The organism is Pseudomonas viridiflava, assembly GCF_003702045.1.
In the GTDB taxonomy this organism is placed as follows: domain Bacteria; phylum Pseudomonadota; class Gammaproteobacteria; order Pseudomonadales; family Pseudomonadaceae; genus Aquipseudomonas; species Aquipseudomonas viridiflava_C.
The window spans coordinates 16,411-32,703 of record NZ_RBTP01000061.1 but is presented as its reverse complement, the minus strand read 5'-3'; the positions used below and the strand labels follow the sequence as shown (position 1 = coordinate 32,703).

Annotated in this window: 1 protein-coding gene; it reads right to left on the bottom strand. The window is 62.7% G+C overall.

All coding sequences use genetic code 11. The features are described 5' to 3' along the window. Positions 1-16,131 (bottom strand): non-ribosomal peptide synthetase, encoded by a 16,131-nt coding sequence (locus ALP40_RS17865; protein WP_183136061.1) that lies wholly within the window; start codon positions 16,129-16,131, stop codon positions 1-3. Positions 16,132-16,293 lie beyond the last annotated feature (162 nt).

The following is a 16,293-nucleotide window of genomic DNA, read 5'->3' as shown; positions in this document are numbered from 1 at the left end:
TCAAGCATCCCTGGAAAGGATAGAGAGCAATTCGCTTTCAGAAAGCAAAGCCATTTCGTGTTGCAGATCCAGCAAGTCATCGGCGCCGTACTGGGCCAGTTGCAGGGTCGTGATCAGGTCAGCGAGGGCCTGTAGAGACGGATGTTCGAACAGGCCCCGCAGCGGCACCTCGACGTCAAAGGTCTCGCGTACCCGCAAGATGACCTGCACGGCCAGCAGCGAATGGCCGCCCAGTTCGAAGAAGTTGTCGTGACGGCCGACCTGATCAAGCCCCAGCAGGTCCTGCCAGACAGTGGCAAGCATTTGCTCGATTTCACCGTTAGGTGCCTCGTAGGCGCGGCTGGCAAAGGCCTCCTGACCCGGCGCAGGCAGTGAAAGGCGGTCCAGCTTGCCGTTGGGGGTCAAGGGCATGGTTTCCAGATGCACGTAGGCGCTCGGCACCATGTAATCGGGCAGGGCCTCCAGCAGCGCTGTACGTAACTGCTCGACAGGCACCTGTTCGCCGCACAGGTAGGCGATCAGGCGTTTGCTGTCGGACTGGCCCGGCTTGCTTTCACGGGCGACCACGACCGCTTCGCTGATCCCGGCACAGGCGCTCAGCACGGCCTCGATTTCACCCAGTTCGATACGGAAACCGCGAATCTTCACTTGATCATCGTTGCGCCCCAGGTACTCAAGGGTGCCGTCTGCACGCCAGCGCGCCAGGTCGCCAGTCTTGTACAGGCGGGCCTCAGGGTCGGCGGTAAACGGATCGGCAATGAAACGCTCGGCGGTCAGCTCGGCGCGGTTGAGGTAACCACGGGCCACGCAGATGCCGCCGATATGCAGTTCTCCGGCAACGCCCAGCGGGGCGAGGTAGCCTGCGGTGTCCAGCACATACAGTTGCGTATTGCGCACCGGCTGACCGATGGAACGGAAGTCCTCGTTGTCGCGTTCCATCAGGCGAATCGAGGCGTTGACCGTGGCTTCAGTCGGGCCGTAGGCGTTGAACAGCGCAGGGCGATGGCCTTCGCGTTCGAACCATTGCGCGACAGCCTGCTTGCCCACCGCTTCGCCGCCGATCATGAACTGACGCAGGCAGGTCGGCAGTGGGACGTCGGTATCACGGCTGACCTGCTGCCAGAAGACGGTCGGCAGGTTGGCCACGGTAATCGCGTATTGCTCGCACAGGCTGGCAAACGCTGCCGTTCCGGCAATCCAGGCATCGCTGCGCAGCACCAGCGCTGCGCCGGACAACAAGGCACCGAAAATCTCTTCAACGGACATGTCGAAGGTCATCGTGGCGAATTGCAGAACGCGGTCTTGCGGATTCAGACCGTAACGCTCTTGCAGGGCTCCGATCTGACTGCACACGGAGCGATGCTCAAGCATCACGCCTTTCGGTTTGCCGGTCGAACCGGAGGTGTACATCACGTAGCACAGGTGCCGCGACGTGAGTTCGCTGACGTGTGGATTGGTGTCGTTGCCTGGCGCGTCTTCCAGTTGCAAATGGGTAACGGCAAGTGGTGGCAACTGTTCGGCCAGGGTGCCTTGACTCAGCAGTACCCGTGGCGAACTGTCGTCAAGCATGTGTTGCAGGCGGTCCTTCGGGTAGTTCGGGTCAAGCGGCACGTAGGCGCCCCCGGCCTTGAGGATCGCGAGCATGCCGACGATCATTTCCGGGCTGCGCTCGGCCAGCAGCGCCACACGCTCGTCCGGACACAGGCCCGCAGCGATCAGGCGATGGGCGATACGGTTGGCACGGGCGTTGAGTTCGGCATAGCTGAGGCTGGACTGGGCATCGACCAACGCAATGGCCTCGGGCGCAAGACGCACCTGTTCCTCGAACACCTGCTGGATGCACAGGTCTGTCGGGCCAGCCACTCGGTGCTGGTTGAACGTGTCCAGCAACAGGGAACGCTCCGCAGCGGGCAGCACGTCCAGATGGGTGAGGACCACGTGCGGCGTATGTGCCAGCGCCTCGGTCAATTGTTCCAGTGCGCCCTGCATCAAGGCGCACAGACGCTGGGGATCCACCGGTTCCACGCATTGCATCGACAGTCCCAGGTCCACACCGTAATCGTTGACCGACAGGGCCAGCGGGTAGTTGGTCCGCTCTTCGTTGTCGATCATGCGCATGCCCGGGCATTGCAAGCGGCTGTCATCGCCCTGGTGCCGGTAGTTGAGCAGGGTGGTGAACAGTGGCGCTGCGGTCGGCACGCTGCTGCAGCGCTGGGCCAGCGCCAGAGACGCCTGTTCGTGATCCAGCAGGTCGGTAAGGTCACGGTGGGTGGCCATGACCAGTTCGTCGGCGCCCAGCGTGGCCAGTTGCACGCGCACCGGCAGGGTGTTGATGAACACGCCCATTGCCCGCTCTGCACCTGCCGAGCCCTGCAGGCGACCGGCGACGACGGTGCCGAATACGACGTCATCGCGACCGGTGCAGCGCGCCAGTACCTGAGCCCAGGCCACATGGAACAGCACCGCAGGGGTTATGCCGCGCTCCCGTGCCTGGGCGCGGATCCGCAGGGAAAGCTCGCTGCTCAGTTGCAGCTCGGCCTGTTCGATGTGATTGCCGTCGCCCTGAACCTCCATCAGGTCGAAAGGCGCGGTGGTCGTCTCCACGTCAGCGAGGCGGCGGCGGAAGTAGGCTTCATGAACGTCAGCGGGAATGGATTGAGTCTGGGCGATGAATTCACGGTACGGCTGTGGCGCAGGCAGGCTGTCGGCATTGCCGTTAAGGATCGCGTGGATTTCTTCCAGAACGATTTCCAGCGTCACGTGGTCGCTAGCCATGTGGTGGTTGAGCAGCGCCAGCAGCCAGCGTTCGGAATGCGGGTCGCGAGCAATGGAAACACGCATCAGCGGCGCTTGATGCAAGTCGAGGCGTAGGTGGCGCGGGTCGCTGAGGGCATACATCTGCGCCAGCGCATCCGTGTCGTTGTCCAGCGTCATGCTGTGCACCGGCAGATGAACCTGACGCTGCACCACTTGCACGGCCTGGGTCAGGCCATCCCAGTGCACAGACGTGCGATGAATGTCATGACGCTGGATCACCGACCGCAGCGCTTCGATAAACCCATCGAGATGCTCGCGGCTGTCGAACTCGATCATGGAGCGAATCAGGTAGGCATCGCCTTCCTGGCCCAGCAGGTGGTGAAACAGGATGCCTTCCTGCAACGGTGCCAGGGGGTAGATGTCCTGGATATTGGCAGCGCCGCCAGGAACGGCGGCGACGATCCTTTCAAGCTGTGTGGCGCTCAGCTCGACCAGTGGCAGCATGTCCGGTGTCAGGTGTGTGCAGCCGGCCGGAATCAGGTTGGCCGGAGCCTCGAACAGTGCATGGTTGTCCTGACTGATGGCCAAGGCCATTTCACGTACGCTCGGCGCAGTGAATACCGTGCGCACGTTACCGTTCAGGCCTTGTTTGCGCAGACGGTCGATCAGACTGACGGCCAGCAACGAATGGCCACCGAGCTCGAAGAACCGGTCGTGACGACCGACACGTTCCACACCCAGCAATTGCTCCCAAATGCCTGCGATGACCCTTTCAACATCGCCTTGCGGTGCTTCATAAACACGGCTGGCGTAGGCCTCCTGCGCAGGTTCGGGCAAGGCACGGCGGTCCAGCTTGCCGTTAGGGGTCAGGGGCAAGGTTTCAAGCACGACGAACGCGCTCGGCACCATATGCTCCGGCAGGCGAGTCAACAGCTCGCTGCGCAGTTGTTCGGCGGGAGCAGGCGCACCGCACAGGTAGGCGACCAGGCGCTTGCTGTCGGCGTGTCCGTTCTGGTGGTCACGGGCGATGACTGCCGCTTCGCGAACACCCGGCAGGCTGCTGAGCACCGCTTCGATTTCTCCCAGCTCGACACGCAGCCCACGGATCTTGATCTGATCGTCGTTGCGCCCCAGGTATTCCAGCGTGCCGTCAGGCAGCCAGCGTCCGACGTCGCCGGTCTTGTACAGGCGTGCGTTGTTACGCTCCGCAAACGGATCGGCAACAAAGCGCTCGGCGCTCAATTGCGGCAGGTTCAGGTAGCCTCGGGCAACCCCGACACCCCCGATGTGAATCTCGCCGCGCACGCCCACTGGCGCCAACTGACCGCTTTCATCCAGCACATGCAGTTGCATGTTGCGGATCGGCTTGCCAATGGGGATCGAGCGGTCGTGGTAGGTCGCAAGGTCAGTGTCAGCCTGGTGCCAGGCCACTACGTCGCTGCATTCGGTCGGGCCGTAGCTATTGATCACCGCCGGGCGAGGCTGGCCGAGCTTTTCAAGCATCGCAATCTGAATCGGCTCGCCGCCCAGTACCACACGCTTGAGGCACGTCATCACGCGGTCTGCGTCGGCTTCCACCAGCGCATGGAAAGCGCTGGGCGACAGGTTGAGGTGGGTCACTCCGGCATCGGCGATCTGCGCGACAATGGCCTCCGGGTTGAACGGCTCTTCTGCCAGATGCAGCGTGGCGCCGACCATCAGCGGAGCGAGGATGTTCTTCTGGGTCAGGTCGAAGTTGTAGGACGAAGCCAGCAGCACTGCATCACCGGCATGGAACGCCAGGTCGTCGAGGTACCAGTCCAGCAGGTTGCGCAGGCCGCGGTGTTCGACCATGACGCCCTTGGGCAGTCCGGTTGAGCCTGAGGTGTAGATCACGTAGGCCAGATGGTTGAAGTTCAGTGCCGTCACTTGCGGGTTGTGATCTGCGCCCTCCAGCAGAGAAGAGCCGTTGAGTTCGACTGTCGCAAGGCTCTCAGGCACCGGCAATGCGCGCAGCCCGTGCTGGACGACCAGCGCCTTGGGGGCACTGTCGCTCAGCATGTGGGCCAGGCGCTGCGCCGGGTATTGTGGGTCCAGTGGTACATAGGCCGCGCCGGTCTTGAGAATCCCCAGCAGGCCAATGACCATTTCCGGGCTGCGGCGGGCACACAGCCCCACGGTGTCGTCGGGTTCCACACCCAGCGCAATGAGCCGGTGGGCAACGCGGTTAGCCCGGGCATTCAGTTCGGCGTAACCGAGCGTCTGGCCGTCGCAGACCAGCGCCACAGCGTGAGGCGTCAACGCCGCTTGGGTCTCGAACACCCGATGAGGCAGACGCTGCGGGTTTTCGTCCAACGCTGAACTGCGCGGGTTGAAGCTGTCGAGCAGTTGCCCACGCTGTTCGGCATCGAGCAGCGGCAGGCTTGCCACCGGTTGCGCGACATCGCCCAACAACGCTTCGAGCAGGTGCAGCAGGTGACGACCCCAGCGCGTGATGGTGCTCGCGTCGAACAGGTCCGTGGCGTATTCGAACTGGCCGCTGATGCGATCACCGTCATCGTTCAGCGACAGGCTCAGGTCGAATTGCGTCGTGCCTGTCGCCTTCGGCAGCGCAGTCAGTTCCAGACCGGGCAGGGCAGGGGCTTGATCCCGTGGCGTATTGTTCAGCACCAGCAGGGCCTGGAACACCGGACTGTGAGCGAGGCTGCGTTCCGGCTGCAGGGCTTCAACCACGTGTTCGAAAGGCAGGTCCTGGTGGCTGTAGGCATCCAGCGTGAGGGTTTTGACCTGCGCCAGCAGTTGATCCACTCGATTGCCGGGCTGGATATCAACGCGCAGGGCCAGGGTGTTCACGAAGAAACCGATCAGCGCTTCGGTTTCCTGACGCGGACGGTTTGCCACCGGCGTGCCGACGACCACTTGCGATTGATTGCTCAGGCGCGAAAGCAGGATTGACCAGGCCGCCAGCAGGGCCATGAACGGGGTCAGACCCTGCTGCTGACTGAACTGTCGCAGCCGATTGCTGAGCGGCGTCGGCAGTTCCAGCGCGAGTGTCGCACCTCGGTAGCTTTGCACCTGAGGGCGAGGCCTGTCGGTCGGCAATTCCAGCAGACCCGGCGCGCCCTTGAGGTGCTCGGCCCAGAAGCGTGTCTGGGCGTGCAGGCGTTCTCCTTGCAAATGCTGGTGCTGCCAGGCGGCGTAGTCGGCGTACTGCAGCGTCAAGGTCGGCAATGGATCGTCCAAGCCCTGACTGAAGGCGCTGTATAGACGATTGAACTCGTCGACCAACACGGCCACCGACCAGCCATCGGAGACGATGTGGTGCTGGGTGACCAGCAGTACATACTCATCATCGGCCAATTGCAGCAAACGACCGCGAATCAGAGGGCCCTTGCTCAAATCAAAGGCTTGGCGGACCTCTGCCTCGCTCAATTGCTCAACGCGTGCCTGCCGCTCTTCGCCCGGTACGGCGCGCAGGTCGTGATCGGTCAGCGCAAAGCCGATGTGTTCGGCGGCAACGCGCTGGTAAACGATGTCGTGCTGTTTGTGGAACGTGGTCCGCAGGCTTTCGTGACGGGCAACGATACGGTCCAGGGCACGCTGCAAAGCCGTGCGATCGAGCTGGCCGCGCAGTCGCAGGGCGGCGGGCATGTGGTAGGCGACGCTGGCGGCCGGGTCCAGTTGATCGAGAAACCACAACCGTTGCTGGGCCAGCGACAGCGGCAAGAGCCCGGTACGCGGGGCGACGTCGATGGGCTGGAGGTGCGACTGCGCGGTCTGGTCCACGCACTGGGCCAAGGCCAGCAGCGAGGTGATGCCGAACAGGGTGCGCAGATTGATCTCGACGCCGAGGTCCTGGTGCAGGCGGGCTTGCAGCTGCACGGTCAACAGCGAATGACCGCCGAGTTCGAAGAAATTGTCGTGGCGACCTACCTTTTCCAGACCCAGCAGCTCGGCCCAGACAACGGCCAAACGTTGTTCGGTTGTACCCAATGGCGCCTCGTATTGGCGGTGTGCGAAGTCCTCGGCACCGGGGGCGGGCAGGGCCTTGCGATCGATCTTGCGGTTGGGCGTCAACGGCATCGCATCAAGCATCACGAAGACGCTTGGCAGCATGTATTCGGCCAGTTGCGAGGCCAGTTCTGCGCGCAGGTCGGTGGCATCCACGGTTGCGTCGGATCGGGCAACCACATAGGCAACCAGGCGTTTCTCTCCCGTGCTGCCCTCAAGGGCGACCACGACCGCTTCGTTGACACCGGCACACCCGCCAAGACGCGCCTCGATTTCACCCAGTTCGATCCGGAAACCCCGGATCTTCACTTGATCATCGTTGCGTCCCAAGTATTCGAGCGAGCCGTCCGGCAGATACCGCGCCAGATCGCCGGTGCGGTACATGCGGGCCGTCGGTTGCTGGCTGAAAGGGTCAGCGAGAAAGCGTTGGGCGGTCAGGTCGTCGCGGTTCAGGTAGCCTCGTGCAACGCCTTCGCCACCGATGTAAAGCTCACCCGACACGCCCTGTGGGACGGGTTGTTGCTGAGCGTCGAGCAGGTAGGTGCGCGTGTTGGCAATCGGTTTGCCAATTGGCACGATCAGCGATTCTCCCTGCGCGCCCACCTGCGCGGCACACGACCAGATGGTGGTTTCCGTCGGGCCATAGAGGTTCCACAGTTGTTCGCTGCGTGACAGAAGGTCGCGGGCCAGGCTGCGGGGAAAGGCTTCGCCGCCGCAGAAAATACGCAAGTCCTGCTTACCGGCCCAGCCGCTGTTCACCAGCATCTGCCAGGTTGTCGGGGTGGCCTGCATGACGGTGATTTGCTGCGCTTCGAGCAAGCGCTGCAACTGCATACCGTCCATCGTCGCCTCGCGGGACGCCAGAACCACGCAGGCGCCATTGGCCAAGGGCAGATACAGCTCCAGCGCGGCGATGTCGAAGGAAATCGTGGTGATCGCCAGCAAACGATCCTGCGCGCGCAGCCCAGGCGCCTGGCGCATTGACTGGAGGAAATTGCTCAAGGCGTGATGGCTGATCTGCACACCTTTCGGACGCCCGGTGGAGCCTGAGGTGTAAATCACGTAGGCCAGATGCTCGGCGCGCATGCCGGGGCGCTGCGGGTTGTGGTCCGGCTGTGCAAGGAAACCGTCTCGCTCGACGTAATCGGGGTCGAGCAACAACACCGGCACGTTGCCTGCCGCGAGTGACGACTGCAGAGCGTTTTGGGTCAGAATCACGGCCGGCGCGCTGTTTTCCAGCATGTAGGCGATGCGATCGGCGGGGAAATATGGGTCAAGCGGCACATAGGCCGCACCGGCTTTGAGCACACCCAAAAGGCCCGCGACCATTTCCAGGCTGCGGTCGACACAGATCGCCACGCGGTCATCCGGGCCGACGCCCATGCCTATCAGGCGGTGGGCGATCCGGTTGGCCTGACGGTTGAGTGCGTCGTAGGTCAGGCTCACGTTTTCGCTGACCAATGCCACGGCCTCACCGTCAAGGGCGACACGGGCCTCGAACATCGCAGGGAACGTCAGGTCCAGCTGGAAATCGACGGCGGAGGCGTTGAAACCTTCGAGCAACTGCTCGCGTTCATGACTCGGCAGTACGTCCAGTCGATTAACCGCCATGTGCGGCGTGTGTTCCAGCGCCTCCGTCAGTTGCTCCAGTGCACGCTGCATCATGGCGCACAGGCGTTGTGGCGAGACCGGCGCCACGCTCTGCATCACCAGGCTGAACTCATCGCCGTAATCGTTGACGGCCAGCGACAGCGGGTAGTTGGTGCGCTCGGCGCTGTCGAGCAGGCGAATACCTGCCCAGTCCAAGCGGCTGTCGGTGCCCTGATGGCGGTAGTTGAGCAGGCTGGTGAACAACGGCACCGACGTGCCGATGCCGCTGCAACGCTGAGCCAGCGCCAGGGGCGCCTGTTCATGGGCCAGCAGCTCGCTGAGGTCGCGATGAGTGGCCATGACTAGGTCGTGAGCACCGTGAGCGGCAAATTGCACACGCACCGGCAAGGTGTTCATGAACATGCCCAACGCCCGCTCGGCACCCGCTGTGCCCTGCAACCGGCCAGTGACCACGGTGCCGAATACAACATCGTCGCGCGCCGTGCAACGGGCCAGCACTTGAGCCCAGGCGACATGAAACACCACCGCTGCCGACACACCGCGCTCGCGGGCCTGGGCCCGAATGCGTCGGGAAAGTGCGTCGTTCAGGGGGTGTTCGGCTTCTTCGATTCGGGTGCCGTCGCCCTGGATTTCCAACAGATCAAAAGGCGCGGTAGGTGAATCGACATCGGCCAGACGGCGCTTGAAGTAGGCTTCATGGGCTTCGGGGGACGAGGCCAGGGTCTGTGCGACAAACTCCCGGTAAGGTTGAACCGCCGGCAGATCGGCAGTGTGATCCTGCATCAGCAGGCGAACTTCTTCGAGTATCAGCTCTTGGGTGACGTGGTCGCTGATCATGTGGTGATCGATGAGCGACAGCAGCCACCGCTCGGAACGGGGGGCGCGAGCAATGTAACCGCGCATCAGCGGTGCCTGTTGCAAGTCCAGACGCAGACGGCGCGGATCGGTCAGGCGATCCAGTTGGCCGAGCGCGTCTTCATTCGGGGCCAGCGTCAGGGTCTGTACCGGCAGTTGCGCCTGGCGATGAACCACTTGAACCGCTTGCGGCTGACCGACCCAATGCACCGAGCTGCGCAGAATGTCATGCCGGTCGATGACCGTTTGCAGCGCTTGAAGAAATGCGTCAAGGCGCAGGCGACCGTCGAACTCGATCATCGAGCGCACCAGATACGCGTCGCTTTCATTGTCCAAGAGGTAATGGAAGAGAATGCCCTGCTGCAGCGGAGCCAGAGGGTAGATGTCCTGGATGTTGGCAGCCCCGCCGGGAACGGCGGCGGTGATCAGGTCGATCTGCGCGGCATTCAAGTCGACCAGCGATAGCAGGTCCGGCGTCAGCTGGCTGCACCCTGCCGGGATACGATTGGCCGGTGCTTGAAACAGGGGCTGAGCGTTCTGGCGGATGGCGGACGCCATCTCGCTCACGCTCGGTGCCGTGAATACGGCGCTGACATTGATATTCAGGCCGCGCTTGCGCAGACGGTCGATCAGGCTGACCGCCAGCAGCGAGTGGCCACCCAGTTCAAAGAATCGGTCATGACGGCTGACCTGTTCAATGCCCAGCACGTCCTGCCAGACCTCGGCGACAACCTGCTCGACCTCACCCTGCGGTGCCTCGTAGGCACGACTGGCAAACGCGTCGTCCGCCGGTACGGGTAACGCCTTGCGATCCAGTTTGCGGTTGGGTGTCAGCGGCAAGGCATCAAGAATGACAAACGCACTGGGCAGCATGTATTCAGCCAGTTGCGGCGCCAGTTCGGCACGCAGGCTGGCCGCATTCAGCACCACCTGTGGCTGGGCGACCACGTACGCCACCAGACGCTTGTCGCCCGGGCGGTCTTCGCGGGCAATCACCACCGCTTCCTTCACCCCGGTGCAGTTGCCCAGGCGGGACTCGATTTCGCCCAGCTCGATGCGGAAACCCCGCACCTTGACCTGGAAGTCGTTGCGACCCAAATATTCGATACGGCCATCGGCCATGTATCGCGCCAGGTCGCCGGTCTTGTACATGCGCGCATCAGGGCTGTTGCTGAACGGGTCGGAAACGAAACGCTCGGCATTGACCTGATCAAGGTTCAAATAACCGCGTGCCACGCCATCGCCACCAATGAATATTTCCCCGGCAACGCCGTACGGCACCGGTTGCTGATGAGCATCGAGCAGGTAGATACGGGTGTTGGCCATCGGCTTGCCGATGGTCGCGTTACCACTGCCTTCGCTGCCTGCCACAGCGTCGTGACTGACGTAGGCGGCGGTACAGGATACGGTCGCCTCGGTGGGGCCGTAGGTGTTGATCAGGCGAGTGTGCGCAGGACGCACCTCATCCCAGAGTTTGAGTTTTTGGGCCGACAGCGCGTCGCCGGTCACGTTGATCAACCGCACATGCTGCAAACGTTGCGCGGCGACTTGCGGCTGGTGGTGCCATTCGGCGGCCAGGGTGTGCCAGTGGGCAGCCGTCAGGTGCAGGACTGTCGGGTGAATGCCCTCCTGCGCTGCCAGTTCGCTGCCGAATATTTCCCGGCTGGGTGCCAGCGTGGCGCCGGCCAGCAGTGCCGGGAAGATTTCTTCAACCGACAGGTCGAAGTTCAGGGTGTTCTGTTGCAGCACCGTGTCGGCCGGGGACAGTTCGAACAGCTTTGCAGCGTCGAGGCTGTAGTTGACCAGGCCACGGTGTTCGATCATCACGCCCTTGGGCTTGCCGGTGGAGCCGGAGGTGTAGATCACATAGGCAAGGTTGCGCACGCCAAGGGCGTTCACCACTGGGTTGTCATCACGCGCAGCCAGCGTCTGGCGCTGACCGTCGTCGAGCAGCACGACGGGCAAAGCCAGTGTAGGCAGGCGTGTTTGCAGGTCGCGTTGGGTCAACAACGCCGACGGTGCGCTGTCCTCGATCATGTAAACGAGACGATCGGCGGGGTAAGCGGGGTCCAGCGGCACGTAGGCAGCCCCGGCCTTGAGCACGCCCAGCAGGCCGACCATCATTTCCACACCACGCTCGACACAAATCGCGACCCGGTCATCAGGGCCGATGCCCAGCCCGATCAGGTGGTGGGCCAGGCGGTTGGCTTCGCAGTTCAGTTCGGCATAGCTCATGCGCTGCGCCTGGAACGCCACGGCAATGGCGTCGGGCTGTGCCTGAGCCTGTGTTTCGAACAGGTGATGAACAGTGTGCTGCGGATAAGGTGCGTCGGTTGCGTTGAGCGTCTGCAACAGATGCTCACGCTCGGCCGTGTCGAGCAGCGGCACGTGTTCCAGTACTTGCTGATCATCATCGACCATCGCCTGCAGCACGCGCTGGAAATAGCCGAGATAGCGCTGCAGGGTGCGTTCGTCGAAGAGCGCGGTTGCGTACTCAAGCGTACCGACCAGACATCCCTCGGACTCACCGATGTCCAGCGACAGATCGAATTTGGCCAGCGTCTGGCTGGGCTTCAGGCTTTCCAGTTGCAGGTCGCCGAGCACGAAATTCATGTCGTCGGCATCCTGCCAGGTCAACATCACCTGGAAAACCGGGCTGTGGGACAGACTGCGCACTGGCTTGATCACGTCTACCACGTGCTCGAACGGCAGGTCCTGATGCGCTTGAGCGCCCAAAGTGCGCTGCTTGACCCGTGCCAACAGCGTCTCGGCCGTCGGTTGCTCGCTCAAGTCGACGCGGATGGCCAGGGTATTGACGAACAGACCTACCAGCCCTTCAACCTCACTGCGCGTGCGGTTGGCGACCGGGGAGCCGATGACGATATCGTCCTGCCCGGCCAAACGCCCGAGAAGGGTTGCCCAGGCGCTCATGACGGTCATGTACAGGGTGGTGCCGTGGCGTTTGCCCAATGCCTTGAGGCCTCGGGTCAGGTCTTCATCCAGAACCAGCGGCAATACGGCTCCGGCATAGTCCTGCTGCGCCGGACGCACGCGATCGGTGGGCAACATCAACAGGGCAGGTGCCTCTGCCAGCGTTTGCTGCCAGTACGCGGTCTGCTGTTGCAGCACGTCGCCGCTGAGCCAACGGCGCTGCCAGACGGCGTAATCCAGGTACTGCAACGCCAACGGTGCCAGCGGATTGCCCCGGCCCTGGCTGAAGGCTTCGTAAAGCGATGTCATTTCCCGCGTCAGTACGCCCACCGACCAGCCATCGGAAACGATGTGGTGCAGGGTCAGCAATAAGACGTGGTGATCGGCGGACAGGCGGATCAGGCGGCCACGCATCAACGGCCCCTGTTCCAGATCGAAGCGCAGTGATGACTCCTCACTGGCCAGTGCAGCCAACTGCTGTTCGGCGTCCGCCAATCCTTGCAGATCGTGCAGTTGCAGGCTGAAACCGGTGTCCGCTGCCTGGATGCGCTGCAACGGCTGTTGGTCATCGCCCTGGATAAAGGTGGTGCGCAAGCCCTCGTGGCGTGCGACGAGGTGTTCCAGTGCGCGTTGCAGGGCGGCTTCATCAAGCGCACCGCGCAAGCTGAGCGCGGCCGGCATGTGATAGGCCGCACTGCCGCCTTCCAGTTGGGCGAGGAACCACAGGCGCTGCTGGGCAAAGGACAACGGCCAGGATGATTCGCGTGATACTGGCGTGATGTCTGGCAGGGTGCTGCGGCCCGCTCGGGCGATAACCCCGGCCAGAGCCGTCAGTTCGGGATGGGCAAACAGCTCTGCCAGGCTCAGCTCGACGCCCAGACGCTGGCGAATCTGCGAAATCAACCGCGTCGCCAGCAATGAATGGCCGCCCAGCTCGAAAAAGTGATCGTGACGCCCGACCCTGGCCAGGCCCAGCAGGTCTTGCCATATCAGGGACAGGTCGGTTTCGATCTCGCCTTCAGGTGCCTCGTAGCCCTGATCGACCAGCGCTTCAATGTCGGGTGCCGGCAGCGCCTTGCGATCCAGCTTGCCGTTTGACGTGAGCGGCAGGCTATCGAGCTGCACGAATGCCGCCGGGACCATGTAGTCGGGCAGGTGCTTGAGCAACGCCTGACGCAGCTCTCTGGCCGGGGCTGGTTCACCGCACAGGTAGGCCACCAGGCGCTTGCTGTCCGGTTGTCCCGGATCATCCTCGCGGGCAACCACCACCACTTCGCGAACACCGTCGCACAGCGCCAGCGCGGCCTCGATTTCGCCGATCTCGATGCGCAAACCGCGAATCTTGACCTGAAAGTCGTTGCGCCCCAGGTATTCCAGCGCGCCATTGGCCAACCAGCGACCGACGTCGCCTGTCTTGTACAGGCGCGCCTGAGGATCGTTGGAAAACGGATCAGCGATGAAGCGTTCGGCGCTCAGCTCCGGCTGGTTCAGGTAACCCCTGGCTACGCCAATGCCACCGATGTGCAGCTCACCCGCCACACCGGGCGGCTGAAGCTGACCCAGCTCGTCCAGCACGTGCATCTGGAGGTTGGCGATAGGACGACCGATCGGCACGCTTTCTCCCGGATCGGTCGGACGGCATTCCCAGGCGGTGACGTCAATGGCGGCCTCTGTCGGCCCATACAGGTTATGCAGCTCGACGCCGGTCAGTTGCTGCTCGAAGCGTCGCTGCAGACTGCGGGGCAGGGCCTCGCCGCTGCACAGCACCCGACGCAAGTGCGGGAAGTCATGGGCCGAGCGGTGTTCCAGAAACAGATCGAGCATGGAAGGTACGAAGTGCAGCAGGCTGATGCCTGCGTCGCGGATTACCTGGGCCAGGTAGTCAGGTTCCTTATGACCGCCCGGACGTGCCATGACCAGTTCGGCGCCGGCGAGCAGCGGCAGGAAAAACTCCCACACCGACACGTCGAAACCGAACGGGGTTTTCTGCAACACCTTATCGCGTGCGTCTACACCGTAGGCATCCCGCGCCCAGAGCAGCCGGTTGACGACGCCCAAGTGTTCGTTCATCACGCCTTTGGGCGTCCCTGTGGAACCTGAGGTGTACAGCACATAAGCCAAGTGGTTTGGGAGCAGTCCGAGCTTTTGGGCGTCTGGGTTGCCGGTCGGCTGTGCAGTCAGTTGGGCGCTGTCGTTGTGGTCATCCAGAACCAGCACCGGCAGTTTTAGCGCTGGCAGGTCATCGAGCAGGTCGTGACTGGTCAGCACGGCACGCGGCGAGCTGTCGCCGAGCATGTAGGCCTGACGCGCGCTGGGCAGGTCCGGGTCAATCGGTACATAGGCACCGCCGGCCTTGAGGATCCCCAGCAGCGCCACGACCATTTCCGGACCGCGACGCAGGTTGACCGCGACCCGCGCGTCCGGCTCTACGCCCAGTTCGATGAGGCGATGGGCAAGCTGGTTGGCCCGCTTGTTGAGGTCTGCATAGCTGAGCGACGGCCCGGTATCACTGCTGACGGCGCAGGCGTCCGGACGCTGGGCTACCTGGTGTTCGATCAACTGATGAATCAGCACGTCACGCGGATAGGTGTGAGCGGTGTCATTGAACGCGACCAGTTGCTGGTGTTCGTCCTCGCTCATCAGTGGGAAATGCGCCAGCGGGGCGTCATGTTCCGTCAGGACTGCTTCGAGCATGGCGAAGATGCGCTGCTGGACGCGCCGGGCTTCCTCGGGCGTGAAGAAGGCGGTGTTGTAGTTGAAATCCAGGTACACGTCCTCGGCGGGGTTGTAATCGCGCACGAAGATCGCCATCGGCGTCTGCTCGTAGCCATTGTCCAGCATGAGCACACGGGCCGGGGTGTCCTGACCGTAGTAGGCGTCGCCATCGAAGCTTTCGAACGACAGCGCAACATCGAACAGTTGGCGCCGACCGGCTTGTGCCAGACGCAGGTTGCGGTTGAGTTCTGCGATGGGGAAACGCTGATGCCGATAGGTGCGGCGCAGTTGTGTGCCCACCGCGTTCATCAGGTCGACCAGCGAGGCCTGAGGATCGAAGGCCAGACGAATCGGGCTGACCGAGGAGAACATCCCGACGGTGGCCTTCTGTCGTGCAGTGGTGCGGTTGTGTACAGGCATGCCTATGACGATCTCATCGACCCCCACAGTGCGGCAGAAATAGGTGCTGATCACGCCAACCAGCACGTGTGCGACGGTCAGGCTGCGTTCGCTGGCAAACTGCGTCAGGGCTTTGTACAGGGCGCGGGGCAACAATGCCTGAACCTGAGCGCTGGGGGCCAGAACGTTGGCCAGGCCCGACTTGAAATCCGCGCGACGCTGCAGCAGAGGCGGCGGCAGTTGCGCGAAGCTTTGCTCCCAGAACAGTCGGTCGCGCTCGTAACGGGAAGAGTTCAGGTACGTTCTGTCCTCTTCAAGAAACGAGAGGTACGAGTGGCCTTCGGCAACGGGCTCGTCACCCTTCAGCAGCGCTGTGTAGGCTTCGTCCACCGCATGCCCGATCAGCACAGCACCGATGCCGTCGGCAACCAGGTGATGGTAGCGATTGAACCAGTAATAGCGCTGAGCTCCGCACCGTACCAGGCGCGTTTCCCAGAGTTGTCCGGTCAGTGCCTCGAAGGGTTGGCGGAACGCATTGCGCAGGTACTTCATGGCCTGTTCGGCACCGTCCGGCCCTTCAGGCAGCTCGATGACCTCAAGTGCGAAGGGGGCTTGGCTCAGGACTCGCTGACTGCCGATGCCACCTTCATGACTGAAGCTCAGGCGCAAGGCGTCATGAGTGTCGACGACCCTCTGGATGGCTTTCTCGAACAGCGCAATGTCGATTTCGCCCTTGATATCCAGGGTCATGCCGATGTTGTAGTACGGCAGGTCCGGGTGTGCGAGTTGATCGAGCCAGATACCTTGCTGAACGGAAGCCAGTTGATGGGACGCGTGGCCTTGCGCGGTCAGTTTTTCGGTCGGCGAATTCATTTCGTAACACCTGTTTTCTGGATCAGTGAGGTCGTCTCGAGCCGTGGGGCAGCGGTGTAAAAACCCAGGCAACTGCCCGTCCGCGGGACGATGAAAAAGCATGAGAAAAATTAGAACGTCGCCCCTGTGATGTCTGTCATGGGAAGCAGGGACAACTGCGGG